The following is a 26,804-nucleotide window of genomic DNA, read 5'->3' on the forward strand; positions in this document are numbered from 1 at the left end:
GGATAGCCCAGGTGATGTTTTAGCTCGGCGCCCAGCGCACGCTCGATCAGCGCCTTCTTGAACGCCATCGAGGCTGTTTGCACCGCTTCCGCCGTCATCGGACCCTTCACGAACTGATCGATGAGCTCCTCTGGAATCGCGGGCAGCTCAGGCGGGGGCGCAGACCCTGCTTTTGGTTTGCTTGGCATACATGCTCCTTTGGGTACATGTTATGCCTTGAACACAAAATTTCTGACAGGCTCCTTTTTTGTCGTTGTTCTGGCTTCCTTTGGCCTTTCCTTGCTGGCTTGTCGGTCTAATAGACCAATAACAAAGCAAGGAAAGGCCAAAGAACCCAGAACAACGACAAACCAAGCCGCCGGCAAGGCAAAACCCCTCGTTAGCTATAATCAACCATTCTCCGCCTCCAAAATCCTGCTTTTAACCAGAAACATGAGCGACACCCCGAGCGACCCGACCTCGACGCTTGCAAAAAGCTTCGAACCCCACACCATCGAAGCCCACTGGGGCCCTGAATGGGAAAAGCGCGCCTACGCCGCGCCCTCCTTCCACCCGAACCGCAAGGATTTCTCGATCCAGCTGCCGCCGCCGAACGTCACGGGCACGCTGCACATGGGCCACGCGTTCAACCAGACCATCATGGACGGTCTCACCCGCTATCACCGCATGCTCGGCGAAAACACGCTGTGGGTGCCGGGTACCGACCACGCGGGCATCGCCACGCAGATCGTCGTCGAACGTCAGCTCGACGCGCAGGGCGTCTCGCGCCACGACCTCGGCCGCGAAAAATTCGTCGAACGCGTGTGGGAGTGGAAGCAGCAGTCCGGCTCGACCATCACGAATCAGGTGCGTCGTCTCGGTGCGTCGATCGACTGGTCGCGCGAATACTTCACGATGGACGACAAGATGTCGGCCGCCGTGCGCGACGTGTTCGTGCGTCTGTATGAACAGGGGCTGATCTATCGCGGCAAGCGCCTCGTGAACTGGGACCCGGTGCTGCTCACCGCCGTGTCCGACCTCGAAGTGGTCAGCGAAGAAGAGAACGGCCACCTGTGGCACATCCACTATCCGTTGACCGACGGCTCGGGCCATCTGACCGTCGCCACCACCCGCCCGGAAACCATGCTCGGCGACACCGCCGTGATGGTGCACCCGGAAGACGAGCGCTACGCGCACCTGATCGGCAAGACCGTCACACTGCCGCTGTCGAACCGCGAAGTGCCGATCATCGCCGACGATTACGTCGACCGCGAATTCGGCACCGGCGTCGTCAAGGTCACGCCCGCGCACGATTTCAACGACTATCAGGTCGGCCTGCGCCACAAGCTGCCGCAGATCGAAATCCTCACGCTCGACGCGAGAATCAACGACAACGCGCCCGAAAAATACCGCGGCCTCGACCGTTTCGAAGCCCGCAAGCTGGTGGTCACCGATCTCGAAGCGCTGGGCGCGCTCGAATCGGTCAAGCCGCACAAGCTGATGGTGCCGCGCGGCGACCGCACCGGCGTCGTGATCGAGCCGATGCTGACCGACCAGTGGTTCGTCGCGATGAGCAAGCCGGCGCCCGAAGGCACGTTCAATCCGGGCAAGTCGATCGCCGAAACCGCGCTCGACGTCGTGCGCAACGGCCAGATCAAATTCGTGCCGGAGAACTGGACCACCACGTACTACCAGTGGCTCGAAAACATCCAGGACTGGTGCATTTCGCGCCAGCTGTGGTGGGGTCATCAGATTCCGGCGTGGTACGGCGAGAACGGCGAAGTGTTCGTCGCCAAGACCGAAGAGGACGCGAGCGCGAAGGCCGTCGCGGCCGGCTACACGGGCGCGTTGAAGCGCGACGAAGACGTGCTCGACACGTGGTTCTCGTCGGCTCTGGTGCCGTTCTCGTCGCTCGGCTGGCCGAACGAAACGGAAGAACTGAAGCACTTCATGCCGTCGTCGGTGCTTGTCACCGGCTTCGACATCATCTTCTTCTGGGTCGCGCGCATGGTCATGATGACCACGCACTTCACCGGCAAAGTGCCGTTCGACACGGTCTACGTGCACGGCCTCGTGCGCGACGCCGAAGGCCAGAAGATGTCCAAGAGCAAGGGCAACACGCTCGACCCGATCGATATCGTCGATGGCATCGACCTCGACGCGCTCGTCGCGAAACGCACCACCGGCCTGATGAACCCGAAGCAGGCCGCGTCGATCGAGAAGAAGACCCGCAAGGAGTTTCCGGACGGCATTCCGGCGTTCGGCACCGACGCGCTGCGCTTCACGATGGCGTCGATGGCCACGCTCGGCCGCAACGTCAATTTCGACCTCGCCCGCTGTGAAGGCTATCGCAACTTCTGCAACAAGCTGTGGAACGCCACGCGCTTCGTGCTGATGAACTGCGAAGGCCATGACTGCGGTTTCGGCCAACCGGCGCAATGTGGCGAATGCGGGCCAGAAGGCCATCTGCATTTCTCGCAGGCCGACCGCTGGATCGTGTCGCAGCTGCAGCGCGTGGAAGCGGAAGTCGCCAAGGGCTTTTCGGACTATCGTTTTGATAATGTGGCCAACGCCATATACAAGTTCGTCTGGGACGAATATTGTGACTGGTACGTCGAGCTCGCCAAGGTGCAGATCCAGACGGGGCAGCCGAACCAGCAGCGAGCCACGCGTCGCACGCTTTTGCGTGTGCTCGAAACGGTGCTGCGCCTCGCGCATCCGGTGATCCCGTTCATCACCGAAGCGCTGTGGCAGAAAGTGGCGCCGCTCGCGGGACGCTACCCGGAAGGCAAGGCCGAGGGCGAGGCGTCCATCATGGTGCAGCAGTACCCCATCGCGGAGCCGTCGAAGCTCGACGAAGACGCCGAGCAGTGGGCGAACGACCTCAAAGCGGTGATCGATGCATGCCGCAATCTGCGCGGCGAAATGAACTTGTCGCCGGCGGTGAAGGTGCCGTTGCTCGCCACCGGCAACGCGGAGCGTCTTCGTACGTTCGCGCCTTATGCTCAGGCGCTTGCGCGTCTGTCCGAGGTGCAGATCATTGCCGACGAGGCGGCGCTCGATGCCCAGGCGGATGGCGCGCCGATTGCTATCGTAGGAACGGACAAGCTCGTTTTGAAGGTCGAAATCGATGCGGCGGTCGAACGTGAACGCCTGTCGAAAGAGATCACCCGGTTGAGCGCCGAAATCGTGAAATGCAACGGTAAGCTGCAGAATCAGGCCTTCGTCGCGAAGGCGCCGGCCGCGGTCGTGGAACAGGAGCAGAAGCGGCTGGCCGATTTCGAAGCCACCGTCGGCAAGCTGAAGGCCCAACTGGCTCGCTTGCCGGCCTGATCGACGCGCCCGCCGTCCTCAACGGCGGGCATGGATTTAACCAGAGGACTCAGGGTATTCACATGCTAAAAGTTACGAAGGCGGTTTTTCCGGTAGCAGGTCTTGGCACCCGCTTCCTCCCCGCCACGAAGGCTAGCCCGAAGGAGATGTTGCCGATCGTCGACAAGCCGCTGATTCAGTACGCGGTCGAGGAGGCCATGGCGGCCGGCATCACCGAAATGATCTTCGTCACGGGCCGCAGCAAGCGCGCGATCGAAGACCATTTCGACAAGTCCTATGAGATCGAGGCCGAACTCGAAGCACGCGGCAAGGACAAGCTGCTCGAACTCGTGCGTAGCATCAAGCCGAGCCACGTCGACTGCTTCTACGTGCGCCAGGCCGAAGCGCTAGGCCTCGGCCACGCGGTGCTGTGCGCCGAGAAGCTGGTCGGCGACAACCCGTTTGCCGTGATTCTCGCGGACGACCTGTTGTACGGCACGCCGCCCGTGATGACGCAGATGATCGAGGTGTTCGATCACTATCACAGCTCGGTGATCGGCGTCGAAGAGATCCCCCCGGAAGACACGAAGTCGTACGGCATCGTCGATGGCAAGGAATGGGAAGATTCGATCATCAAGATGTCGGGCATCATCGAAAAGCCGGAGCCGAGCGTGGCGCCGTCGAACCTCGGCGTGGTCGGCCGATATGTGCTGAAGCCGCGCATCTTCGATCACCTGCGCTCGATCAAACCGGGCGCGGGCGGTGAATTGCAACTGACGGACGCGATCCAGTCGCTGCTCGCCGATGAACAGGTGCTCGCGTACAAGTATCACGGCACGCGTTTCGACTGCGGCAGCAAGCTCGGCTACCTGAAGGCGACCGTCGAGTTCGCGCTGCGTCACCCGGAAGTGGCCTCCGATTTCGAAGAATATCTGCGTACCCGCTCGCCGGTCCTCGAAGGCTGACGCCAAGGTCAGGACGAAACGAAGAAGGCGCTGTACCCCGAATAATGGGGACAGCGCCTTCTTTTTTACATCGGACGGACAGATTTACCGAATGCTGCTCAACGGCGCCGCATCAGAAACGTAAACACCTTGTCATGCGCCGAGCTTTCGACGATCTCGTTGCCGGTCTGCTTCGCGAACGCGGCGAAATCGCGCTGCGAGCCGGGATCGGTGGCGAGCACCTTGAGAATCTGGCCGCTTTCCATGTCGGCGAGCGCTTTTTTGGCGCGCAGGATGGGCAGCGGGCACATGAGCCCGCGCGCATCGACTTCCTTGTGAATCTGAATTTGCATCGACGATGACCTTCGGGACGAGGCGTCGCTAACGACGCCGGACAGAGGGTCAAATTTTACAGCAGGCGGCGCGGCGGCGCCGGACAGCGCACCGCTACAGCGTCACCGCCCTGCCGCTTTGCAGCGACTCGCGCAGCGCGACGCCGATACGCGTCGCTTCGAGCGCATCGGCGAGCGTCGCGCCGCTCTGTTCCGCATCGCCCTTCCCCGGCCCTTTTTGCACCGATGCGACGAATGCGCGTGCCTCGTGCAGAAACGCGTCCTCGAAGCGGTCGAAAAAATTCGGCGTGCACTCGTTGCGAATACCGGTCGAGTCGTAGATCTCGACGCGGTTCGCGCGCGGATTGCGGCCGATCGTCAGCGCGCCTGCCGTACCGATGACTTCGCTATGCGTATCGTTGCCGTGCGCCTGCGTGCGCGACGCGTAGAACATCGCGAGCTTGCCGCCCTCGAATTCGCAGATCGCCACGCCGTTGTCGACGTCGCCGAATTCGCGCAGACCCTCGTGCAGCGCGATCGTGCCCGCCGCGAACACGCGTGTCGCGCGCGGCTTGCCGAGCAGCCAGCGGGCGACGTCGATGTCGTGCACCGTGCAGTCGAGAAAGATGCCGCCCGAGCTCGCCGCGAAGCGCACGAAGAAGCCGTCGTTGTCGTTTTTATCGGTGGTCTGCGAGCGCACGAGGAACGGCCGGCCGATCTGGCCGGCGGCGATTTTGTCGAACGCGTCACGGTAGCTCGGATCGAAGCGGCGCATGAAGCCGATCGTCGCTTGCAGATGCGGATAGCGCGCCGCTTCGGCCAGCACGCGCTCGCATTCGGCGACATCGAGCGACAGCGGTTTTTCGCAGAACACGTGCTTGCCGGCGCGTAACGCGTCGACGATCTGCTGCGCATGCAGCGACGACGGCGTGACGAGCCATACCGCATCGAGCTGCGGATCGGCGAGCAGGTCCGCGTAATCGGCGTAAAGACGCGGCTCGGGTAGCGCATCGCGCGCCCACGCGAGTTCCTCTCCGAGCGGACTGCACGCGGCCGCGAGCGTCGCGCCCGGCACGCGATACGCGAGATTCTCCGCATGCCGCTTGCCAAGCCGCCCAAGGCCGACCACGCCGATCCGCAAGCGCTCCATGGCGGGCTTCATCACGCGGCCTCGCCGAGTTTGACCGCACGGCCCTCGCGCCATGAACGCGTCGCGGCTTCCGCGAGTTCGAGCGCTTTCAGGCCATCGGCGACGGTCGTGCGCACCGGTTTGCCGTGCGTGACCGCGTCGAAGAAATGCGCGATTTCTAGCGCGTACGCCGCGCGGTAGCGTTCGAGAAAGAACGCCTCGGGCAGGTCGGTCGATACTTTCGTCTTCGCGTACGCAGTGACTTCGGTCGGCCGGATGTTGCCCGCTTGCAGCATGCCGGTGCTGCCGAGCACTTCGAAGCGCTGGTCGTAGCCGTACGCGGCGCGCCGCGTGGTGTTGATCTGGCACAGGCGGCCGCGCTTCGTGCGGATCGTCACCGCGGTCGAATCGACGTCGCCCGCGTCGGCGATCGCGGGGTCGGTGAGGCAACTGCCGGTGGCGTGCAGCGTGTCGGCTTCGTCGTCGAGAATCCACCGGCAGATGTCGAAGTCGTGAATCAGCATGTCCTTGAAGATGCCGCCGGAGCGCCGGATGTAGTCGACCGGCGGCGCGCCAGGGTCGCGGCTCGTCACGACCAGCATTTCCGGCGTGCCGATCTCGCCTGCGTCCAGACGCGCTTTCAATGCGGCAAACGTCGGATCGAAGCGCCGCTGAAACCCGATCATGCACACGATACCCGCGCGCTCCACGGCTTGCGCGCACATCCGCGCGCGCTCCAGCGTCAGATCGACCGGCTTCTCGCAGAACACGTGCTTGTTCTGCGCGGCCGATTGGACGATCAGGTCCGCATGCGTGTCGGTGCTCGAACAGATCACGGTCGCGCCGATCGACGCGTCGCCGATCGCGCCGTCGATATCCGCGACCTGCGCGCCATGCTGGGCGGCGAGCGCGGCGGCCGCGTCGCGATTCACGTCGACCACGTATTTGAGCCGCACGCCGGGCTGCCGCGCGAGATTCGCCGCATGGATCTTGCCGATGCGTCCCGCGCCGAATACCGCGACGTCGATCGTGCTTACCGCGTCAGTCATCGTAGCCTCCAGTGTCGTTGGATTCTTCAACGTTCAGTTCGAGCTTGTACGCGAGCGCGATGAACAGCGCCTGGCACAGGCAGATCGTGCTGGTCAGCGAGCGGAACGCGAACGCGCTGCCCTCTTTCACGTAGAGTTGCGTGCTCGCGTAGCGCGCGAGCGGCGATAGCTGGCTATCCGTAATGACGAGCGTCTTCGCCTGATGATGATGCGCGACGCGCAGACAGTACTGCGTCTCCTTGCCGTACGGCGCGAAGCTGATCGCAATCACCACGTCGCCCTTCCTGACGCTGCGGATCTGCTCGCGATACATGCCGCCGAAGCCGGACACCAGATGCACGCGCTTGTGCGTGTGCTGCAACGCATAGACGATGTAGCTCGCGACCGGAAACGAGCGCCGCACGCCGATCACGTAGATGTTGTCGGCCTGCTGCAGCATCTTCACGGCGGCGTCGAACTGCTTGTCGTCGAGACCCGCCTCGAGTTCTTCGAGGCCGCCGCGCGACGCGGCGATGAACTCGCGCGCGACCGCGCCACCCGACAGCGTGCCGGGCTTCTCGTCGATCAGCTTGCGGATGCGCTGCTGATAGCTCGACGACGACACGCCCTGCCCCGTATACGCCTGACGAAACACCGCCTGCAAATCGGAAAACCCGGAAAAGCCGAACCGCTGCGCAAAGCGCACGACCGCCGACGGGTGCACACCGCAGCTCGCGGCGATATCGCTGGTGCGATCCATCATCACGCTCGAGCGATGCTGCTCGATATATGACGCCACGCTCTTCAACTGCCGAGGCAGCGACTCGTAGGTATCCGCGATGCGCTGCATCAATTCGTCGACGCTCGGCAACGCTTCTTCGGTGATCTGTTCCGCCATGACTGCCTCTCGGGGTTTCCTGCAATGCGACAGACGCGCCCGCGGCCCGCCGCAACGCGCATCCGACGTTGCCGAGTATAGGCGGGCGCCCCATCAAATGGAACGTATTTTCCATTTTTATTTGTCATGAAATTTTCTTTGCAAGGCCTCGGAAGATAACCTACTCTTGGTCGTGAGCGATGGCGCTTCGGCCTCGTTGTGTGGGTCATCGGAATGGCAAGCCACCCGCCAGGCGCTCCCTCAATAACGAACGACAGACCGAGAAAGGTGGAGACAATGAGACTTTGCAGAGGCAAGGCAACGCTCAGGATTCTGGTGACGGCGTTGACGTTGGCGACGGGATTCGGCGCGGCCTCGGCCGCCCGCGCGGCGGACGCCCACTTCGTGCTGATCAGCCACGCGCCGGATTCGGACTCGTGGTGGAACACGATCAAGAACGCGATCAAGCAGGCGGACGAGGACTTCAACGTTCAGACCGACTACCGCAACCCGCCGAACGGCGACATCGCCGACATGGCGCGTCTCGTCGAACAGGCGGCCGCACGCAACTATGACGGCGTGATCGTATCGATCGCCGACTTCGACGTGCTGAAGAGCTCGATCGGGAAGGTCACCGAGAAACATATTCCGCTCGTCACGATCAACTCCGGCACCGAAGAGCAAAGCGCGAAGCTCGGCGCGATCATGCACGTCGGCCAGCCCGAGTTCGCGGCCGGCAAAGCCGCCGGCGAAAAGGCCAAGGCCGCCGGCATCAAGTCGTTCCTGTGCGTGAACCACTACGCGACGAACCCGGCTTCGTTCGAACGCTGCCGCGGTTTCGCCGAAGCGATCGGCGCCAACTTCAAAACCTCGACTCTCGACGTGGGCCAGGACCCGACCGGCGTGCAGTCGAAAGTCAGCGCGTTCCTGCGCAATCATCCGGATACCCAGGCGGTGCTGACGCTCGGTCCGCTATCGGCCGACCCGACCTTGAAGGCGCTGCAGCAGATGGGCCTCGCCGGCAAGATCTGGTTCGCGACCTTCGACTTCGATAGCGACATCGCGAAGGGCATCCAGGACGGCACGATCCAGTTCGCGATCGACCAGCAACCGTACTTGCAGGGCTATATCCCGGTCGCCGTGCTGGCGATCGCGAAGAAGAACAACACCACCGATCCCGTGAAGATCCGCGAGGTCCTGCAGGCGAATCCGAAGTTCAAGGAGCGCCTCGCGACCTATGGGCTCGCACCGTCGTATGGGCCGCGCAATATCGGCTCGGGTCCAGGCTTCATCACCAAGGAGAACGTCGACAAGGTGCTGAAGTACGCGGGTCAGTACCGCTGAGCGCACGGCATCGCATCGCGTCGCGCGATCAGGCCGCCGCGCCAGCGGCAAGGTTCAAAAGGCAGTGACCGGTGGGACGCATTGCGTCTTGCCGGCACTCGCCCGCTCAGCGGACATGCCGCCAAGCGGATATACCGCCCAGCGGACATGCCGCCCGGCGGATTCACAAACGCCCAACGCATTGCGCCGACTCGCCGGTCGCGGGCGTATCAAGGAGAGCTTCAATGGGTGTCGCCGACCTGTTTCATCCCCATCACCGCAAGCAACCGCCGTCCGATCCGCAGGACCCGGCGCAGTCTGGCGCGACGACCGCCTCGCAGTCCGCTGCCGTCGACGAACGCGTGCGCGAGGAATCCTGGTTCCGCCATCTTCTCGGCCGACCGGAATTCGCGGCGCTCGCCGGCACCGTGATGGTGTTCATCGTGTTCGGCCTGGCCGCCGGCAACTCGGGGATGTTCAACCTCGACGGCGTGATGAACTGGTCGCAGGTCGCCGCCTATCTTGGTCTGATCTCGGTCGGCGCATGCCTGCTGATGATCGCCGGCGAGTTCGATCTGTCGATCGGCTCGATGATCGGCTTTGCCGGCATGATGGTCGCGTTGCCGACCATGTACTTCCACTGGCCGATCTGGCTTGCGATCGTGTTCGCGTTCGTCGGCTCGATGCTGCTCGGCGCGCTCAACGGCTATCTGGTGATACGCACGCGTCTGCCGTCGTTCATCGTCACGCTTGCGTTCCTGTTCATTCTGCGCGGTCTGACGCTCGCGCTATCGGTGATGTTCGCCGATCGCACGATCATCTCCGGTGTCGGCGACGTCGCACGTCAGGACTGGTTCGCGCACACGTTCTTCCAGGGCGTCGCGTTCCGAGGTCTGTTCGTATGGCTTGGCCACCTCGGTCTCGTGAAGATGCTCGACAACGGCGCGCCGCTGGTGCCGGGCATTCCCAAGGTGCTGCTGTGGTGGTTCGTGCTCGCGGTGGTCTGCGCGTTCACGCTCGCGAAGACGCGCTTCGGCAACTGGATTTTCGCGATCGGCGGCGATGCCAACGCGGCCAAGAATGTCGGCGTGCCAGTGCGTCGCGTGAAGATCTCGCTGTTCGTGCTGACCGCGTTCTGCTCGGCCCTGTATGCGGTGCTACAGGTGTGCGATATCGGCTCGGCCGCGGCCGACCGCGGTTTGCAGGCGGAGTTCGAGGCGATCATCGCCGCGGTGATCGGCGGCACGCTGCTGACGGGCGGCTACGGCTCGGTGGTCGGCGCCTGCTTCGGTGCGCTGATCTTCGGCGTCGTGCAGATCGGCATCACGTACACCAACGTCGATTCCGACTGGTTCCGCGTGTTTCTCGGCGTGATGCTGCTGTTCGCCGTGCTGTTCAACCACTACGTACGCGGCCGCGTCGCGGCATCGCGCTAGACGGAGGTTCACGATGAGCACCCCCGAACCGAACCCCGACGACATCATCCTGTCGCTCGAAAACGTCAGCCGCTATTTCGGCAACATCATCGCGCTGAACGACATCACGCTGCGGCTCAAACGCGGTGAAGTGCATTGTCTGCTCGGCGACAACGGCGCGGGCAAATCGACGCTGATCAAGACGCTCGCGGGCGTGTATCAGCCGAGCAAAGGCACCTACCGGGTGGACGGCAAGCCGGTGCATTTCACGTCACCGAAAGACGCGCTCGATCTCGGCATCGCAACCGTCTATCAGGATCTCGCGCTGGTGCCGCTGCTCTCGGTCGCGCGCAATTTCTTCATGGGCCGCGAACCGCAGAGAAAGCTGTTCGGGTTTCTCAACGTGATGGACCTCGAAACCTGCGCAATCACCGCGCGCGACAAGCTCGCCGAAATGGGCATCAATGTGCGCGACCCGCATCAGCCGATCGGCACGATGTCGGGCGGCGAGCGCCAATGCCTGGCCATCGCGCGTGCGATTCACTTCGGCGCGCGCGTGCTGATTCTCGACGAACCGACCGCCGCGCTCGGCGTCAAGCAGAGCTTCAACGTGCTGAAGCTGATCCATAAGGCGCGCGCCAAAGGCATCTCGGTGATCTTCATCACGCACAACGTGCACCACGCGTATCCGATCGGCGATTCGTTCACGCTGCTCAATCGTGGACGCTCGCTCGGCACCTTCACCAAACAGACGATCAGCAAGGATGAAGTGCTCGACATGATGGCCGGCGGCGCCGAGATGCAGAAGATGATCGGCGAACTCGAAGGCGCGACGATCTGACTGATTCGCGCGGCACGTCCGGCCTCGACGCGTTTCGCCCGGCCAGCCACCGCGCACTCACCGCGCACTGTTACTCAGGACTATTCATGGCTCACTCCAGCACCTCCAGCGGTAACGCAGCAAGCAGCCGGTTCGCGCCGGGGCGCGCCCGCGACATCGTGTGCCTCGGCCGGCTGGCCGTCGATCTGTATGCGCAACAGGTCGGCGCGCGGCTCGAAGACGTGTCGAGCTTCGCGAAGTATCTCGGCGGCTCGTCGGCGAACATCGCGTTCGGCTGCGCGCGGCTCGGGCTTGACGCAGCCATGCTCGCGCGCGTCGGCAACGATCACATGGGACGCTTCCTGACCGAGACGCTCGCGAAGGAAGGCTGCGACGTGAGCCACGTGCGCATCGATCACGAACGGCTGACCGCGCTCGTGCTGCTCGGCCTGAAGGACCGCGACACGTTCCCGCTGATCTTCTACCGCGAGAACTGCGCGGACATGGCGGTCGACGAGGCCGATTTCGACGAGGCGTTCATCGCGTCGTCGAAAGCGCTGCTGATCACCGGCACGCATTTTTCCACCGAGCAGGTCAATCGCACGAGCCGCCGCGCGCTCGAATACGCGCGCCGCAACGACGTGCGCACCGTGCTCGACATCGACTACCGCCCGGTGCTGTGGGGACTGACGGGCAAGGCCGACGGCGAGACGCGTTTCGTCGCGAGCGAGGGTGTCAGCACGCATTTGCAGCGGATACTGCCGCTGTTCGATCTGGTGATCGGCACCGAGGAAGAGTTTCGCATCGCCGGCGGCAAGACCGACCTGCGCGATGCGCTCGCGATGGTGCGCGCCGTGACGCCGGCCACGCTGGTGCTGAAGCGCGGGCCGCTCGGCTGTCAGATCATCGACGGCGAGGTGCCTGCATCGCTCGACGCTGCGCCGATTCATGGCGGCGTCGAAGTCGAAGTGCTGAACGTGCTCGGCGCGGGCGACGCATTCGCTTCCGGCTTCCTCTCAGGCTGGCTGCGCGATCAGCCGCTCGAGGCCTGCGCGCGCGCCGCGAATGCGAGCGGCGCGCTGGTCGTATCACGCCACGGCTGCGCCCCGGCGATGCCGACCCCGGCCGAACTCGACTACTTCCTGCGCGAAGCGCAGGCCGATCCGCAGCGCATGCGCCGGCCCGATCGCGATGCGAAGCTCGCAAGACTGCATCGCGTGTCGCCGGCGCGCAAAGCGTGGCACGAAGTACTCGGCTTCGCGTTCGATCATCGCAACCCGTTCTTCGAACTCGCGCAGCAGACTGGCGCCGACGAAGCGCGCATTGCCTCGTTGAAGGGCTTGTTCGTCGAAGCGGTAGCCCAGACCGAGCGCGCATTGAACCTGCAGGGACGCATCGGCGTATTGATCGACGACCGCTATGGTCAGGACGCGCTGAATGCCGCGACCGGCCGCGGCTGGTGGATCGGCCGTCCGGTCGAGCTGCCCCATTCCGTGCCGCTCGTGTTCGATCATGGCCGCTCGATCGGCACCACGCTGATCGCGTGGCCGCAGGAGCACGTTGCCAAATGCCTCGTGCAGTTTCACCCCGATGAGCCGATCGAGCAGCGGCTCGAACAGGAGGCGCAACTGCGCGCGCTGTATGACGCGACCCAGGCCAGTGGCCACGAACTGCTGCTCGAAGTGATTCCGCCGAAGCATGCGTCGCTGCCGCAGGGGCCGGACATCGTGTATCGCGCGTTGAAGCGCCTGTACAACCTCGGCATCTACCCCGAGTGGTGGAAGCTCGAACCGATGGACGCCGCGCAATGGCAGGCCATCGACGCGCTGATCGCCGAGCGCGATCCGTATTGCCGCGGCGTCGTGCTGCTCGGCTTGTCGGCGGCGGTCGAGCAGTTGAGCGAAGGCTTTCGTGCGGCCGCGCAAGCGGCGACGTGCCGCGGCTTCACGGTCGGCCGCACGATCTTTCACGAACCGAGCCATGCGTGGCTCGCCGGTGAAATCGGCGATGACGAACTGATCGCGCGCGTGCGCCACACGTTCGAAACGCTGATCGCCGCGTGGCGCAATGCGCGCGGCGAACCGACGGCGCATGGCACACCTCATCACGCTCATCAGGAGCAAGCCGCATGAACGAGGGCATCATGCATGACGACACTCCATCCACCAGCGGCGCGCCGCAAGCGCCCGCCCGCACCGGCGGCACGATTCGCCTGACGATGGCACAGGCGCTGGTGCGCTACCTCGCCGCGCAACGCGTCGCCAGCGAAGACGGCGCCAGCGTCGAACCACTGTTCGGCGGCGTGTTCGCGATCTTCGGCCACGGCAACGTCGCGGGCATCGGCGAGGCGCTGTATCAGCATCGCGACGCGCTGCCCACTTTCCGGGCGCATAACGAGCAGGCGATGGCACACAGTGCGATCGCCTACGCGAAGGCCCACTTTCGCCGCCGCATGATGGCGGTGACGACGTCGATCGGCCCCGGTGCGACGAATCTGCTGACCGCGGCCGCGCTCGCGCACGTGAACCGTCTGCCGGTGCTGCTGCTGCCCGGCGACATCTTCGTGTCGCGCGCGCCCGATCCGGTGTTGCAGCAGCTCGAGGATTTCAACGACGGCGGCGTATCCGCGAACGACGCGTTCAAGCCGCTGTCGCGTTACTTCGACCGCATCGTGCATCCGGCGCAATTGCTGAGCGCGCTGCCGCGCGCGATCCGCGTGCTGACCGATGCGGCGTTGTGTGGCCCCGTCACGCTCGCGTTGCCGCAGGACGTGCAGGCGCAGGCATGGGACTTTCCGGAGGACTTTTTCACGCCGCGCGTCGTGCGCCCTCATGCGCCCGCCCCGCGTAGCGACGATATCGACGCCGCGTGTGCGCGCTTGCGGCACGCGAAGCGGCCGCTGATCGTCGCGGGCGGCGGCGTGCTGTACAGCCGCGCGGCCGATGCGCTGCACCGCTTCGCGAGCGCGCATGGCGTGCCGGTCGCGGAAACCCAGGCGGGCAAAAGCTCGCTCGCGTGGAACGATCCGCTGAATGCGGGCGCGCTCGGCGTGACCGGCTCGCCGGCCGCCAATGCACTCGCGCATGACGCCGACTGCGTGCTCGCGCTCGGCACGCGGCTGCAGGACTTCACGACCGGCTCGAACACGCTGTTCACGCAAGCCGACGTGATCGCGATCAACGCGAATGGCTTCGACGCGCTCAAGCATCGCGGCTTCGTCGTCGAAGCCGATGTGAAGCTCGCGCTCGATGCGCTCGCCGGGCCGCTGCAAGGCTGGCACGCCGAGCGCGCGTGGACCGCGCGCGCGCACAAGCTCGCGGCCAGTTGGCGCGACACCGTGCAAACGCTCACGCATGCGCCGCAACGCGACGCGGTGCTGCCCTACGAGGGCGATGTGATCGGCGCGGTGCAGCGTTCGAGCACGCGCTCGCCGACCGACGACATCGTCGTCTGCGCGGCCGGCACGCTGCCCGCCGATCTGCACAAGCTGTGGCGCGCGGGCCGGCCCGGCGCGTATCACGTCGAATATGGCTACTCGTGCATGGGCTACGAGATCGCGGGCGGCCTCGGCGTGAAGCTCGCGCGGCCCGAGCGCGAGGTGATCGTGATTCTCGGCGACGGCAGCTATCTGATGATGAACAGCGAGATCGTGAGCTCGGTGATGCTCGGTGCGAAGCTGATCGTCGTCGTGCTCGACAATCTCGGCTTCGGCTGCATCAACCGGCTGCAACAGGCTTGCGGCGGCGCACCGTTCAACAATCTGCTCGACGATTGCGCGCAAGGACCGGAAGGCGTGCCGCGCATCGACTTCGCCGCGCATGCGCGCGCGCTCGGCGCGCAAGCCGAACATGCGCGTAATCTCGCCGAACTCGAAGTGGCACTGCAACGCGCACGCGCGGCCAACGGCACGTACGTGATCAGCATCGACACCGACCCGGCTCGCACCACCGAAGACGGGGGCTGGTGGTGGGAAGTCGCGGTGCCCGAAGTATCGACGCGCACCGAGGTACGCGACGCCCGCGCGAAGTACGACGCGCAGCTCGCCGCGCGCGCGGCGCCCTCCGCACCGCCCTCGCCGCCACAGGGCGCCGATCACGACTGAGAACCATGAGGATTCCGGCATGACTGCTTTCGACGTACGCATCGGCATCAATCCGCTGTCGTGGATGAACGACGACCTGCCGTCGCTCGGCGGCGAGACGCCGCTCGAAGTCGCGCTGACCGAGGGCCGCCAGATCGGCTACCAGGGCTTCGAGCTCGGCAACAAGTTTCCCCGCGAGCCGCAAGCGCTGAAAACGCTGCTCGCGCAATACGACCTCGCGCTCGTGTCCGGCTGGTACTCGGGACAACTGGCCAAACGCAGCGTCGCGGAAGAAATCGACGCGGTCGGCTCGCATCTGGAATTGCTCGCGCAGAACGGCGCGACCGTGATGGTGTATGGCGAGGTCGCCGATTCGATCCAGGGCGCGCCGCGCCCGCTGTATCAACGGCCGCGCTTTTTCAGCGACGCGCAATGGGCCGGCTACGCGGCACGCGTCGATGAATTCGCGCGCTATACGCTGAGCCGTGGCGTTCGGCTCGCCTATCATCATCACATGGGCGCGTATGTCGAAACGCCAGCCGACGTCGATCAGTTGATGGCGCGCACCAGCGATGCGGTAGGCCTGCTGTTCGACGCCGGGCACATCACGTTCGCGGGCGGTGATCCGGTGGCCGTGCTCGACAAGCACATTGCGCGCGTTTGTCATGTGCACTGCAAGGACGTGCGCCCCGCCGTGATGAAGCTCGCGCGCAATCGCAACTGGAGTTTTCTCGATGCGGTGATCGCCGGCGCGTTCACGGTGCCCGGCGATGGCGCGGTCAATTTTCCGGCGCTGATCGACCGGCTGAAGCGGCATGGTTATTGCGGCTGGCTCGTGGTCGAGGCGGAGCAGGACCCCGTGGTCGCACCGTCGTTCGATTATGCGCAGAAGGGGTACGGTACTTTGCGGGCGCTCGTCGATGCGCCGCTCGGCAAGGAGGCAGCATGAGCTTATTGGTAAAGGCAGAGCGCGAAGGCCAGACGATCGCGCGCGTCACGCCGCAGTCGGCCTGCTGGCGCTATGTAGGATTCGCCGCGTACCGGGTCGGCGCGAACGAACTCGTGTATGTATTCGAACCGGCGCGCGAATCGTGCATCGTGGTGCTGAGCGGCGCGGTCGATGTCGAAACGCCGGATACGACTTGGAGTTCGCTCGGTTCGCGCGACAGCGTGTTCGAAGACGCGGCGCCGTATGCGGTGTATCTGCCGCCGAACGTGCGCGCGACGGTGCGCGCGAACCGCGACGCGGAGATCGGCGTCGCGAGCGCGCCGGCCAAGGGCGAGTATCCGGCGCGGCTGATCGAGCCGGCGTCGATGAAGCGCTCGACGCGCGGCAAGTCGCTGAATACGCGCTACGTGTGCGACATTCTTCCGCAGACCGAGCCGGCGGAGTCGTTGCTGGTGGTCGAAGTGAGAACGCCGGGCGGTCACGCGTCTAGCTATCCGCCGCACAAGCACGACACCGACAACATTCCGCACGAAAGCTCGCTCGAAGAAACCTATTACCACCGGCTCGATCCGCCGCAAGGCTTCGCGTTTCAGCGCGTGTACACCGACTCGCGCGATATCGACGAATCGATGGCCGTCGAGGATCACGACGTCGTGATGGTGCCGCGCGGCTATCACCCGGTCATCGTGCCGTATGGCTACGACTCGTATTATCTGAACGTGATGGCCGGTAGCCAGCGGGTCTGGCATTTCCATAACGATCCGGTGCACGAGTGGATCATCAATAAGGATGCTTGACCATCCAAAACCATTGACGCGTTGGCGTGCCCAAGCGTAGCCCCCGCCCCGCGCCGGGCGCGCGCAAGCCTGCGCGTCAACCCACGCCGAGCCACTCGCGCATCACATCGTCACGCGACAGAAATGACGCGAGCGCGCCGTCGAACACGATCTCGCCGTGCCCCATCACCGCGACGCGCCTCGCGATGTCCTGCGCGATCACCAGCCTCTGTTCGATCAGCAACATCGCGACACCACGCTCGCGCAGCGCATGCAGACAATCGGCGACCTGCTGCATCACGAGACTCGCGAGCCCTTCGCCGGGCTCGTCGATCAGCAGCAGATCGGGGTCGCCGAGCAGCGCCCGCGCGAGCGCGAGCATCTGTTGCTCGCCGCCCGACAGCGCGCCGGCACGCGTGCGCTTACGCTCGGCGAGCACCGGGAATAGCGCATATGCGTCGTCGAGCGTGAAGCGCGGCGCGCGGCCACGCTCACGCGATGCGGCAGCCGGCGCAATGCCGAGCAGCAGGTTCTCATGCACACTCAGCGCGGCGAACACGTCGCGATGCTCGGCCACATAGCCGAGCCCGAGCCGCGCGATCTCGAACGTGCGCAGACCCGCGAGCGAGCGCCCCGCGAAACGCAGTTCGCCCTCGCAGCGCACGAGGCCCATGATCGCGCGTGCAAGCGTCGAGCGGCCCGAGCCATTGCGGCCGACCAGCGCGATCACTTCGCCGGGCTCGATGCTCAGCGTGACGCCGTGCAGCGCCTGGCTCGCGCCGTACCACGCGTTGAGGTCGCGAATGTCGAGCAGCGCGCTCATCGGCCTGCCCCGTTGCCGGGTTCGTCACCGGCCCGAGCGCGTGAGCCCGGGTCGATGCGCTCACCCAGATACGCGGCCCGCACCGCCGCGTCCGCTCGAATCGCGCCCGGCGACCCGCTCGCGATGATGCGCCCCTGCACCAGCACCGAAATCCGATCCGCGATCGCGAACACCGCGTCCATGTCGTGCTCGACCATCAGCAGCGTGCGGCCCGCGGTGGTGTCGCGGATCAGCTCGATCGCGCGCGCCGCCTCCGCGCGGTTCATGCCCGCGGTCGGTTCGTCGAGCAGCAGCGTGTGCGCGCCGCCGGCGAGCGCGATGCCGAGGTCGAGCGCGCGTTGCTCCGCGTAGCTGAGCGTGCCGGCCGCGACGTCGCGGCGCGGGCCGAGGCCGACCGCATCGAGCACCTCGGCGGCGCGCGCATCGATCGCGGCGGTGCCGGTCAGACGCTGCCACCAGCGCGTGCGATCGCGCTCGGCAAGTTGCGCCGCGCAGCGCAGGTTGTCGAACACGGACAGCCGCGCGAACACGCTGGTGCTCTGGAAGCTGCGCGCGAGGCCGCGGCGCGCGATCGCGGCGGGCGCCAGCCGCGTGATGTCCGCGCCGAACAGATGGATACGCCCCGCGCTCGGCCGCGCGCCGCCCCCGATCAGGTTGAACAGCGTCGACTTGCCCGCGCCGTTCGGGCCGATCAGCGCGTGCCGCTCCCCGGGCTCGATCGCGAGATCGACGCCGCGCAGTATTTGCGTCGCGCCGAAACGCTTTTCGATGCCGTAGAGCGCCAGTGCGGGGATCATCGTGCGGCTCCGGAGGAACGTGCCGCGCGTGCGTGGGCGCTCACGCGTGCATGCGCGCGCAGCGCATGGCGTGTGGACAATGCAGCCAGGGCGGCGAGCGCAACGAATGCCAGCGCCAGAGGAAGCGGCAACAGCATCGGTGCAACGGTGACATCGGTGCCCGCGCCCGCACCGCCGCCGAACAATGCGCTAAACGCCGCCCCTTCGTCCGCACCGAACTGCGCCGCATAGGCCCACTGCACCGCGATCACGACGGCCGCGAGCCACAGCAACCCTGCCGCCGCGCTCCACAGATAAGCGGCGCGGCAACCTCGCCAGCCATAGGCCGCAATCCGCGCCACGTGTCGCGAGGCAAAGCCCGCAAGCCCATCCGGCGCGGCCATCACGACGACGACAAAGAACAGCCCGAGGTAAAACAGCCACGCCCGCGTGACACTCGCGACCACCACGCTGAAAAACGTCAGCACGATCGCCCCCGCGACCGGCCCGAAAAACGCGGCAGTGCCGCCGATCACGGTCGCGATCAGCACCGCGCCCGAGCGCATCATGCCGACGCTTTCGGTCGATACGAGTTCGATATTGATCAGCCCGAGCGTCCCCGCGATGCCCGCGAAAAACGCCGACAGCACGACCACGCCATAGCGAACCCGGCGCGGATAGCAGCCGATCGCCGCCGCGCGCGCCGGGTTGTCGCGCACCGCGTTCGCGAGCCGCATGAACGGCGTGCGCGACAGCGCGAACATCGCGACACTCGCGATGACGCACCACAGCGCGATCAGCGCATAGGCCTCGCGCGCCGGACCGAAACTCCAGCCGCCGAGGAGCGGCCCGCTCGCGCGATCGATCGCGACGCCCGCCTCGCCGCCGAACCAGCCCGGCAGCGTCCATGCGGCCGCGACGACGAGCTCGCCGAGACCTAGCGTGATCATCGCGAACGCGGTGCCGGCACGGCGCGTCGCGATAAAGCCGAACAGCACGCCGCACAGCGCGCCGCCGATGCCGCCGACCAACGGCAGCAGCACGAGCGGCACGCCGCCCGCGTTGAACACGCGCGCGGCGATCAGCGCGCCGAGCCCCGCAAACGCGGCATGTCCGAACGACAGCAGCCCGGTCTCGCCGAGCAACAGGTTGTACGACAGCGCGAACACGATCATCGTCGCGCTTTGCGCGAGATAGGCGAGCAGCCAGCTGTGCGGCCAGATGAAAGGCGGCACGGCCAGAAAGGCGACGAGCGCGAGCCAGGGCGCGAGCGCGCCACCGCGCCTGCGCGGCGGCGCCCTGCTTTCCAGCGCATCTGACGGCCCACCCCGCTTACGCATGATCGTCACGCCGTCCGAACAGCCCGCGCGGCCTCATCGCCAGCACCGCGACGAGCAGTAGGTACGGCAGCAGCGGCGCGACTTGCGCGAGCGTCAGCGCGTCCCATTCGGGCGGCAGCACCGCGCCGACGAGCGCCACCGCGTCGCCCAACGACAGATCGCTCGCGACCGCCAGCGTCTGCACGCTCCCCACCAGCAGCGACGCGATGAGCGCCCCGCTCAGCGACCCGAGCCCGCCGATCACGACGACGACGAACACGATCGAGCCGAGCGACTCCGCCATCGCCGGCTCGATCACGAACAGCGGCGCGCCGATCACGCCGGCCAGCGCGGCGAGCGCGGTGCCGGCCGCGAATACGCCGGTGAACACGCGCGGCACGTTGTAGCCGAGCGCTTCGACGGCCTGCGCATGCGTGAGCGCGGCGCGCACGATCAGGCCCGTCTTCGATACGCGCAGCATTGCGATGAGCGCCGCGAGCATCGCGAGCGACACCGCCATCATGAACGCGCGATAGCGGGTGAAAACCGCGCCGTACAGCGAGAACAGCGAACCGTCGAGCACGGCCGGGATTCTCGCCGACAGCGGACTGAGCCCCCAGCCGAGCTTGACGAGTTCGCCGAGCAGATACGCGGCGCCGAACGTCAACAGAAGCTCGGGCAGATGACCGTGGCCGCGCACGCGCCGCAGCAGCCAGCGCTCGAGCGCCGCGCCGAGCAGACCGACGACGAGCGGCGCGACCACCAGCGCGCTCCAGAAACCGGCGCGCGCCGCCACCGAAAAGCCGACGTACGCGCCGAGCATGTAGAAGCTCGCATGCGCGAAGTTGAGCACGCCGAGCATGCTGAAGATCAGCGTGAGCCCGGCCGACAGCATGAACAGCAACAGCCCGTAGCTCAGGCCGTTGAGCAAAGTGATGATGAACGACTGCACGCGTCTAGTCCGCCGTCCCGCCAACGCACAACGGTTCGAGCGCCGCGCGCAGTTCGGCGGGCAGGTTCACCGGCCGCCGCGTCGCGCGATCCACGTAGACGTGCACGAAATGCCCCTGCGCGGCGGGCGCATCATCGCCGTCGCGGAACAGCCCCACCTCGTAGCGCACGCTCGACGTGCCGAGCCGCGCGACGCGCAAGCCCGCGTCGATGCGATCGGGAAACACGAGCGGCGCGAAGTAGTTGCACTGCGTCTCGACGACGAGCCCGATCGTCGCGCCGTGCTCGAAATCGAGCACGCCCGCGCGGATCAGATACTCGTTCACGACGGTGTCGAAATAGCTGTAGTAGACGACGTTGTTCACGTGGCCGTAGACGTCGTTGTCCATCCAGCGCGTGGTGATCGACAGGAAGTGCGGATACGCGGCGCGGCCGGCGGGGGCGGGTTTGTTCATCGGACGTGGCGGTTGGTGGATGCGAGGATGCGGGGCTGCGTCACAAAGACTCCGTCAGCATGCGGCGATAGTCGTCGGCGCTCGCCTCACGCGGATTCGTGCGATGGCAATGATCGAGCAGCGCGCCCTGCACGACCTTGTCGAACATGCTTTCGTCGACGCCCATCTGCCTGAGGCCGGTCGGCAGACCGAGCCGCGCGGTCATGTCGAACAGCGCCTGCGCGAGATCCGCATGCTCGGGCACCCCCATCACGCGACGCATGCGCGCATAGCGGCGCTCGGCCACCACGCTCGGCGCGCGCTCGTTGAAGCGCAGCACCGCGGGCAGCACGACCGCGTTCAACGTACCGTGATGCAGCGACGTGCGGCCGTTCACCTTCAGGCCGCCCAGCGGATGCGACAGCGAATGCACGCAGCCGAGGCCCTTCTGGAACGCCATCGCGCCCTGCATCGACGCGCTCATCATGTTCAGGCGCGCCTCGCGATCGCTGCCGTCCGCGCACGCGCGCTCGATGCTGTGCCACGCGCGCTCGAGGCCGTCGAGCGCGATGCCGTCGGCGGGCGGATTGAAGGCCGGCGCGAGGAAGGTCTCGATGCAATGCGCGATCGCATCCATGCCGGTCGCGGCGGTCAGCCCCGGCGGCAGGCCGAGCGTGAGACCCGGATCGCACAGCGCCGATTTCGGCAGCAGACTCCACGAATGAAAGCCGAGCTTGCGGCCATCGTTCAGGATCACGATCGCGCCGCGCGCGACTTCGCTGCCGGTGCCGGCCGTGGTCGGAATCGCGATCAGCGGCGCGACGGCGTCGGTGATCTTCGCGCTGCCGCCTTCGATCGTCGCGTACTGCGTGAGCGGCCCCGGATGCGTGGCCGCGATCGCGACGCCCTTCGCGAGATCGATCGACGAACCGCCGCCCACCGCGATCAGCCCGTCGCAGCGCTCGTCGCGATACACCTGGGCCGCCGCGAGCACCTTGTCCTCGGTCGGATTCGACGGCGTGTCGTCGAACAGCGGCACGTCGCCGAGCTTCAGCGCATCGAGTGCCTGCCGCGCGATGCCGGCCGCGACGACGCCCTTGTCGCTGATCACCAGAGGCCGCCTGATGCCGATGCGCGCGCACTCGGACGACAGTTGCGACAGTGCGTCGTAGCCCAGATGAATATGGGTCAGGTAGTAGATGTAGGCCATGCCGTTGCTTCTCCCTGAGCGTGCGCTCATTGACCGCTGATTGACGTGGATGAACGATTCGATGATGCGTCGATGGCTGCTGTGTGCTGTCTCTATGTTGTCTGCGTTGTCCGCATTGTCTGTGTGCTGGCCAATGTTGCGGCTCGATGGACGGAGCGCTTCACAGCCCCGGCCGCTCGACGAATTCGAACGGCAAATTGCGCCGCCGCATCCATTCGCCGAGCGCTTGCCCCGTGCCCGCGCGCCACGGCCGCAGCTTCGCGGGCTCGACGAGCTGGTATTCCAGGAGTTCCGGCGACAGCGCGATCGTCCCATGCGCCTTCACGTGATACGCGATGATCAGCTCGTTCTTGCGGATGAATTCGTACACGCCGATCAGTTCGACCGATTCCGTGTGCAGCGACGTCTCCTCCATCACTTCGCGAGCGATGCCCTGCTCCGGCGTCTCGCCGTTTTCGAGGAAGCCGGTGATCAGCGCGAACCTGCCCTCGGGCCATGCGGCGTTGCGCGCAAGCAGAACCTTGCCCTCGTACTCGACGATCGCGGCGACGACCGGCAGCGGATTATTCCAATGAACATAACCGCACTCGGTGTCGGGACAGATCTGACGGACGCGGCCACCGTCGTGCTCGGGGTCGGTGCGTTCGGTCAGAGGCTTCGCGCAGCGGGGACAGAATCGGTACTCGGTCATGGCGGGGGACGTCTCGTTGTTTCGTGTTCTTTGGCGGGTCGTAGTGGTATGGCATTGCGCGTGTACCGAGTGGTGCGGCGAGGCGCCGGCAGTCACTCAGGCTCCGGCAGCTTCACGCGTCTTCGCTCACGCGACGCACAGTTCGCGTACGTCGGCGGCGAAACGCTCGACCGTCTCGGGCTGCGTATCCCACGCGCACATCAGCCGGCAACCGCCCGCGCCGATGAACTCGTAAAACTTCCAGCCACGTGCGCGCATCGTCTTCGCGGCATGCGGCGGCAACTGCGCGAACACCGCGTTCGATTCGCTCGGAAACATGATGCTCACGCCCGGGATTTCCTGCAACCGCGCCTCCAGCAGACGCGCCATCGCGTTCGCGTGACGCGCATTGCGCAACCATACGTCGTTGTCGAGCAGGCCGAGCCACGGCGCGGAAATAAAACGCATCTTCGATGCCAGCTGTCCCGCCTGCTTGAGCCGATAAGCGAAATCGTCGGCGAGCGCGCGGTCGAAGAACACCACCGCCTCGCCCACTGGCAGGCCGTTCTTGGTGCCGCCGAAGCACAGCACGTCGACACCCGCGCGCCACGTGATTTCCGACGGATGCACGTCGAGCGCGGCGACCGCGTTCGCGAAACGCGCGCCGTCCATGTGCACCTTCAGATGACGGCGCTTCGCGATCGCGGCGATCGCGCGCACTTCCTCGACGCTGTAGACGGTGCCGACCTCGGTCGACTGCGTCAGCGTGACGACCTTCGGCTTCGGATAGTGGATATCGGCGCGCCGCGTGACGATGGACTCGATCGCATCGGGCGTGAGCTTGCCGCCGATGCCCGGCGCCGTCAGCAGCTTCGAGCCGTTTGAAAAGAACTCCGGACCGCCGCATTCGTCGGTCTCGATGTGCGCGAGTTCGTGGCAGATCACCGAGTGGTACGACTGGCACAGCGACGCGAGCGCGAGCGAATTGGCCGCCGTGCCGTTGAACACGAAGAACACTTCGCAATCGGTTTGAAACAGGTCGCGCAGACGGTCGCAGACCTGGTTGGTCCAGGAGTCGTCGCCGTAGGCCGGCTCGTGGCCGCTGTTGTTGGCGGCGATCAGCGCGTCGAGCGCTTCGGGACAGATGCCGGCATAGTTGTCGGACGCGAAATGTTGCATGGTCGAGCGACGCGCCCGGCGACAGGCGCGAGGGAATGACGGAAAGCGGTCATTTTAGTGCGCTCGTGCGAGATTTGTTTTCAGGCGCTAGTTGCAACCGCAATCCGGCATGCGGCCACGGCGCGGGCCGCGCGGCACGCGCATCACCGCGATCAGCCCTACCGCCCCCGCCAGCAGCGCGCCCGCGGCGAGCCACAGCGCCAGCGAAAACGATCCCGTGTGGGCGGCAATCGGCGCTGCCACCAACGGACCCGCGATCTGTCCGATGCCATAGGCCGCCGTCGCGTAACCCATCAGCCCGGCCGCATCGTCGCCGCGCAGCCGCCGCGCCTCGCGCATCGCGAATAGCGTGATCGCGGTAAACGGCAGGCCGATCAGGATGCTGCCGAGCGAAAACCCGCCCGCCGTCGGCCACACGATGCCCAACGCGATGCCGATTGCCTGCAGCACATATGAGCCTGCGAGCAGCGTGCGGTTGTCCCAATGCAACGGCAAACGCGCGGCGAGCAACGCGCCGACGATCAGCGCGGCACCGAACATCGGCCAGAACAGGTCCGGCCATGCCGAGCCCGGCAACGCGTGGCGCGCGATGACCGGCAGAAAGGTCGCGGTGATGATGTAGCCGAAGCCCGGGATACCGTAGAGCAGCACCAGCCAGAACGCGTCGCTGCGGTGGACGGCATGGCTCGTCTGAACGCCGGCCGTACGGGGCGGCGGGTTTGCGCCAGTGCGTGATCCAGTGGCGGATTTTGCTGCCGAGGAGCTCGCCACGGCAGGCCGCGCTGCCCCCACGCGCCCTGTCTCGGCGAACACGGGCCACACCAGCACGGTCAGCACCGCGCCGATCACCGCAAAGCCGATCCATCCGACCACCGCGCCATAGCCGCCCGCGACGCTGACCAGCAAGCCGGTCCCGACGATGCCCACGCCCGGCCCGGTGTAGATGACCCCGCTCCACGCATGCGCGCCGAGTTCGGCGAGCCGCCGCAAGCCCCACTGCGACGCGAACACGAAGGTCCATGCGCTGACCGCGCCGGCGACGAAGCGCACCAGCGCCCACACCCAGAACTGGCCGGTGACGCCCATCGCGAGCGTGAGCAGCACGGTCGCGGCGAGTCCGACGCGCACCATCCGCGCGGGCTCTGCCCGCAGCGCCGCGCAGGTCATCGCACCGACGAAATAGCCGGCGTAATTGAACGACGCGAGCCAGCCGCCATGCTGGATATCGAGGTGCGGCTGGCCGAGCGCTGCGCCGTGCAGCATCAGCGGCAGCAGCGGCGTGAATGCGAAGCGCCCGATCCCGAGCGCGACGGCCAGCGCGGCCATGCAGGCGAGCGCCGGGCGGCGTGCGGTTCGTGAAAGCGCCGGTACGCGTGGGAAGCCAGGTCGTTCATGTCGGACGGTCAAGCAGCGATGGGGTGAATCCATATTAGCTTGACCTTTCGATCACGAAAAATGAATAATTAGGATGTAATTCATCGCCGGGAGAGAATCATGGATCTGGCTGCTCTGACGATTTTTCGCGCGGTAGTACGCGAAAACGGCGTGACGCGCGCTGCGGCGAAGCTCAATCGCGTGCAATCGAACGTGACCACGCGCATCAAGCAACTCGAGGAGCAGCTCGGCACCGAGCTGTTCATCCGCGACGGCCGCCGGCTCGTGCTGACGCCGGCCGGCGAGACCCTGCTGCCCTACGCGGAACGGCTGCTCGCGCTCGCCGACGAGGCGCGGCACGCGGTGCGCGAGGATCGTCCGAGCGGGCGGCTGCGTCTCGGTACGATGGAAAGCGTCGCGGCGACGCGTCTGCCGGCCCTGCTCGCGCAATATCACCAGCAATGGCCGGCCGTCGAACTGGAGCTGGAGACCGGCACGACCGGCAGGCTGATCGAGCGCGTGCGCGAGTTCGAGGTCGATGCGGCGTTGGTCGCGACGCCGCTCGATCCTGTGACGCTCGGCGATGTGTTCGAAACCGTGCCGATCTTCCGCGAAGAACTCGTGATGCTGACGCCGCGCGGCCATCGGCCGATCCGCGAGGTGCGGGACATCGCGCTATCGACGCTGATCGCGTTCGAGCGCGGCTGCGCTTATCGCGCGTATATCGAGAAGTGGTATCTGGAGCACGGGGTGCGGCCGGAGCGCGTGCTGGAGCTCGGCTCGTATCACGCGATCGTCGCGTGCGTGGCGGCCGGCGCGGGCGTCGCGGTCGCACCGCGCTCGGTGCTCGATCTGCAGCCCGACACGAGCAATATCGCGGTGCACGAGTTGCCCGATATCGGCATCATCGACACGCTGCTGCTCTGGCGACGCGGGCAATTTTCGTCGGCGCTCAACGCGTTGCGGCGCGCGCTGGTCGCGTCGCAGGAAGGGACGGCCGACGCGGATGCGGCGGCGCCCGTGGATACCAATGCGGTCTGATCGTTGAATCCACCGCGCCGGCAAAGAGGTTCGACGCAAGCCGATCGGCTTCGGCAAAAGCG

The 26,804-nt window shown here is 65.9% G+C and carries 23 protein-coding genes and 1 pseudogene; 10 read left to right on the forward strand and 14 right to left on the reverse strand.

Annotation, left to right across the window (positions count from 1 at the left end):
• A pseudogene (locus ACLFKU_RS14100) lies at positions 1 to 188 on the reverse strand (IS256 family transposase); the annotation flags it as partial.
• Between the two features lie 244 nt (positions 189 to 432).
• Here ACLFKU_RS14100 and ACLFKU_RS14105 point away from each other — a divergent pair.
• Both ACLFKU_RS14105 and galU read left to right on the forward strand, forming a co-directional pair.
• Positions 433 to 3,312 carry a valine--tRNA ligase gene (locus ACLFKU_RS14105; RefSeq protein WP_410849500.1) on the forward strand — a complete coding sequence of 960 codons (2,880 nt, stop codon included), beginning with the start codon at positions 433 to 435 and terminating at the stop codon, positions 3,310 to 3,312.
• Between the two features lie 62 nt (positions 3,313 to 3,374).
• Complete coding sequence (gene galU / locus ACLFKU_RS14110) at positions 3,375 to 4,256, forward strand: UTP--glucose-1-phosphate uridylyltransferase GalU (protein WP_368587190.1); 882 nt, start codon at positions 3,375 to 3,377, stop codon at positions 4,254 to 4,256.
• A 98-nt stretch (positions 4,257 to 4,354) separates the two neighbouring features.
• On the opposite strand, the gene ACLFKU_RS14115 is transcribed toward galU, so the two are convergent.
• From ACLFKU_RS14115 to ACLFKU_RS14130, 4 genes are all read right to left on the reverse strand, one after another.
• A complete protein-coding gene (locus ACLFKU_RS14115) occupies positions 4,355 to 4,582 on the reverse strand; it encodes a sulfurtransferase TusA family protein (protein WP_026225937.1) in 228 nt (75 codons plus the stop codon).
• Positions 4,583 to 4,682: 100 nt separating this feature from the next.
• Positions 4,683 to 5,729, reverse strand: a complete 1,047-nt coding sequence (locus tag ACLFKU_RS14120) for a Gfo/Idh/MocA family oxidoreductase (protein ID WP_410849626.1) — start codon at positions 5,727 to 5,729, stop codon at positions 4,683 to 4,685.
• Positions 5,729 to 6,745, reverse strand: coding sequence for an inositol 2-dehydrogenase (iolG, locus tag ACLFKU_RS14125; protein ID WP_410849501.1), 1,017 nt, complete (start codon positions 6,743 to 6,745; stop codon positions 5,729 to 5,731). The genes ACLFKU_RS14120 and iolG overlap by 1 nt, the downstream gene beginning before the upstream one ends.
• Positions 6,738 to 7,622 (reverse strand): MurR/RpiR family transcriptional regulator, encoded by an 885-nt coding sequence (locus ACLFKU_RS14130; protein ID WP_368587193.1) that lies wholly within the window; start codon positions 7,620 to 7,622, stop codon positions 6,738 to 6,740. The genes iolG and ACLFKU_RS14130 overlap by 8 nt, the downstream gene beginning before the upstream one ends.
• A 276-nt stretch (positions 7,623 to 7,898) precedes the next feature.
• On the opposite strand from ACLFKU_RS14130, the gene ACLFKU_RS14135 reads away from it, so the two are divergent.
• From ACLFKU_RS14135 to iolB, 7 genes are all read left to right on the forward strand, one after another.
• Positions 7,899 to 8,945, forward strand: a complete 1,047-nt coding sequence (locus ACLFKU_RS14135; RefSeq protein ID WP_368587194.1) for a sugar ABC transporter substrate-binding protein — start codon at positions 7,899 to 7,901, stop codon at positions 8,943 to 8,945.
• 224 nt (positions 8,946 to 9,169) lie between these two features.
• Complete coding sequence (locus ACLFKU_RS14140; protein WP_410849502.1) at positions 9,170 to 10,360, forward strand: ABC transporter permease; 1,191 nt, start codon at positions 9,170 to 9,172, stop codon at positions 10,358 to 10,360.
• A 13-nt stretch (positions 10,361 to 10,373) separates the two neighbouring features.
• Positions 10,374 to 11,180 carry an ATP-binding cassette domain-containing protein gene (locus ACLFKU_RS14145; protein WP_410849503.1) on the forward strand — a complete coding sequence of 269 codons (807 nt, stop codon included), beginning with the start codon at positions 10,374 to 10,376 and terminating at the stop codon, positions 11,178 to 11,180.
• An 86-nt stretch (positions 11,181 to 11,266) separates the two neighbouring features.
• A complete protein-coding gene (locus ACLFKU_RS14150) occupies positions 11,267 to 13,291 on the forward strand; it encodes a bifunctional 5-dehydro-2-deoxygluconokinase/5-dehydro-2-deoxyphosphogluconate aldolase (RefSeq protein ID WP_410849504.1) in 2,025 nt (674 codons plus the stop codon).
• Positions 13,288 to 15,261, forward strand: a complete 1,974-nt coding sequence (gene iolD, locus ACLFKU_RS14155) for a 3D-(3,5/4)-trihydroxycyclohexane-1,2-dione acylhydrolase (decyclizing) (protein WP_410849505.1) — start codon at positions 13,288 to 13,290, stop codon at positions 15,259 to 15,261. Before ACLFKU_RS14150 ends, iolD begins: the two co-directional genes overlap by 4 nt.
• A 19-nt stretch (positions 15,262 to 15,280) precedes the next feature.
• On the forward strand, positions 15,281 to 16,189 hold the full coding sequence (gene iolE, locus ACLFKU_RS14160) for a myo-inosose-2 dehydratase (protein ID WP_410849506.1): 909 nt from the start codon (positions 15,281 to 15,283) through the stop codon (positions 16,187 to 16,189).
• Positions 16,186 to 16,986, forward strand: a complete 801-nt coding sequence (gene iolB, locus ACLFKU_RS14165) for a 5-deoxy-glucuronate isomerase (protein WP_368587200.1) — start codon at positions 16,186 to 16,188, stop codon at positions 16,984 to 16,986. Before iolE ends, iolB begins: the two co-directional genes overlap by 4 nt.
• A 76-nt stretch (positions 16,987 to 17,062) precedes the next feature.
• On the opposite strand, the gene ACLFKU_RS14170 is transcribed toward iolB, so the two are convergent.
• The 9 genes from ACLFKU_RS14170 to ACLFKU_RS14210 form a co-directional block, all read right to left on the reverse strand.
• Positions 17,063 to 17,788 carry an ABC transporter ATP-binding protein gene (locus ACLFKU_RS14170; protein ID WP_410849507.1) on the reverse strand — a complete coding sequence of 242 codons (726 nt, stop codon included), beginning with the start codon at positions 17,786 to 17,788 and terminating at the stop codon, positions 17,063 to 17,065.
• Positions 17,785 to 18,585 (reverse strand): ABC transporter ATP-binding protein, encoded by an 801-nt coding sequence (locus tag ACLFKU_RS14175; RefSeq protein ID WP_410849508.1) that lies wholly within the window; start codon positions 18,583 to 18,585, stop codon positions 17,785 to 17,787. The genes ACLFKU_RS14170 and ACLFKU_RS14175 overlap by 4 nt, the downstream gene beginning before the upstream one ends.
• Complete coding sequence (locus tag ACLFKU_RS14180) at positions 18,582 to 19,904, reverse strand: branched-chain amino acid ABC transporter permease (protein WP_410849509.1); 1,323 nt, start codon at positions 19,902 to 19,904, stop codon at positions 18,582 to 18,584. The genes ACLFKU_RS14175 and ACLFKU_RS14180 overlap by 4 nt, the downstream gene beginning before the upstream one ends.
• Positions 19,897 to 20,835: a branched-chain amino acid ABC transporter permease gene (locus tag ACLFKU_RS14185; RefSeq protein ID WP_410849510.1), complete on the reverse strand. Its 939-nt coding sequence runs from the start codon at positions 20,833 to 20,835 to the stop codon at positions 19,897 to 19,899. Before ACLFKU_RS14185 ends, ACLFKU_RS14180 begins: the two co-directional genes overlap by 8 nt.
• Positions 20,836 to 20,839: 4 nt before the next feature.
• Positions 20,840 to 21,289 carry an acyl-CoA thioesterase gene (locus tag ACLFKU_RS14190; protein ID WP_410849511.1) on the reverse strand — a complete coding sequence of 150 codons (450 nt, stop codon included), beginning with the start codon at positions 21,287 to 21,289 and terminating at the stop codon, positions 20,840 to 20,842.
• Between the two features lie 40 nt (positions 21,290 to 21,329).
• A complete protein-coding gene (locus ACLFKU_RS14195; RefSeq protein WP_368585275.1) occupies positions 21,330 to 22,478 on the reverse strand; it encodes an iron-containing alcohol dehydrogenase in 1,149 nt (382 codons plus the stop codon).
• A gap of 160 nt (positions 22,479 to 22,638) precedes the next feature.
• Positions 22,639 to 23,169, reverse strand: coding sequence for an NUDIX domain-containing protein (locus tag ACLFKU_RS14200; RefSeq protein WP_368585274.1), 531 nt, complete (start codon positions 23,167 to 23,169; stop codon positions 22,639 to 22,641).
• 126 nt (positions 23,170 to 23,295) lie between these two features.
• Positions 23,296 to 24,327 carry a threonine aldolase family protein gene (locus tag ACLFKU_RS14205; protein ID WP_410849512.1) on the reverse strand — a complete coding sequence of 344 codons (1,032 nt, stop codon included), beginning with the start codon at positions 24,325 to 24,327 and terminating at the stop codon, positions 23,296 to 23,298.
• A gap of 87 nt (positions 24,328 to 24,414) precedes the next feature.
• On the reverse strand, positions 24,415 to 25,653 hold the full coding sequence (locus ACLFKU_RS14210) for a YbfB/YjiJ family MFS transporter (protein ID WP_410849513.1): 1,239 nt from the start codon (positions 25,651 to 25,653) through the stop codon (positions 24,415 to 24,417).
• Positions 25,654 to 25,821: 168 nt separating this feature from the next.
• Here ACLFKU_RS14210 and ACLFKU_RS14215 point away from each other — a divergent pair, with 168 nt between their 5' ends.
• Positions 25,822 to 26,742, forward strand: coding sequence for a LysR family transcriptional regulator (locus ACLFKU_RS14215; protein WP_410849514.1), 921 nt, complete (start codon positions 25,822 to 25,824; stop codon positions 26,740 to 26,742).
• Positions 26,743 to 26,804 lie beyond the last annotated feature (62 nt).

Origin of the sequence: Paraburkholderia sp. EG304, assembly GCF_046543485.1 — a bacterium.
Taxonomy (GTDB): domain Bacteria; phylum Pseudomonadota; class Gammaproteobacteria; order Burkholderiales; family Burkholderiaceae; genus Paraburkholderia; species Paraburkholderia youngii.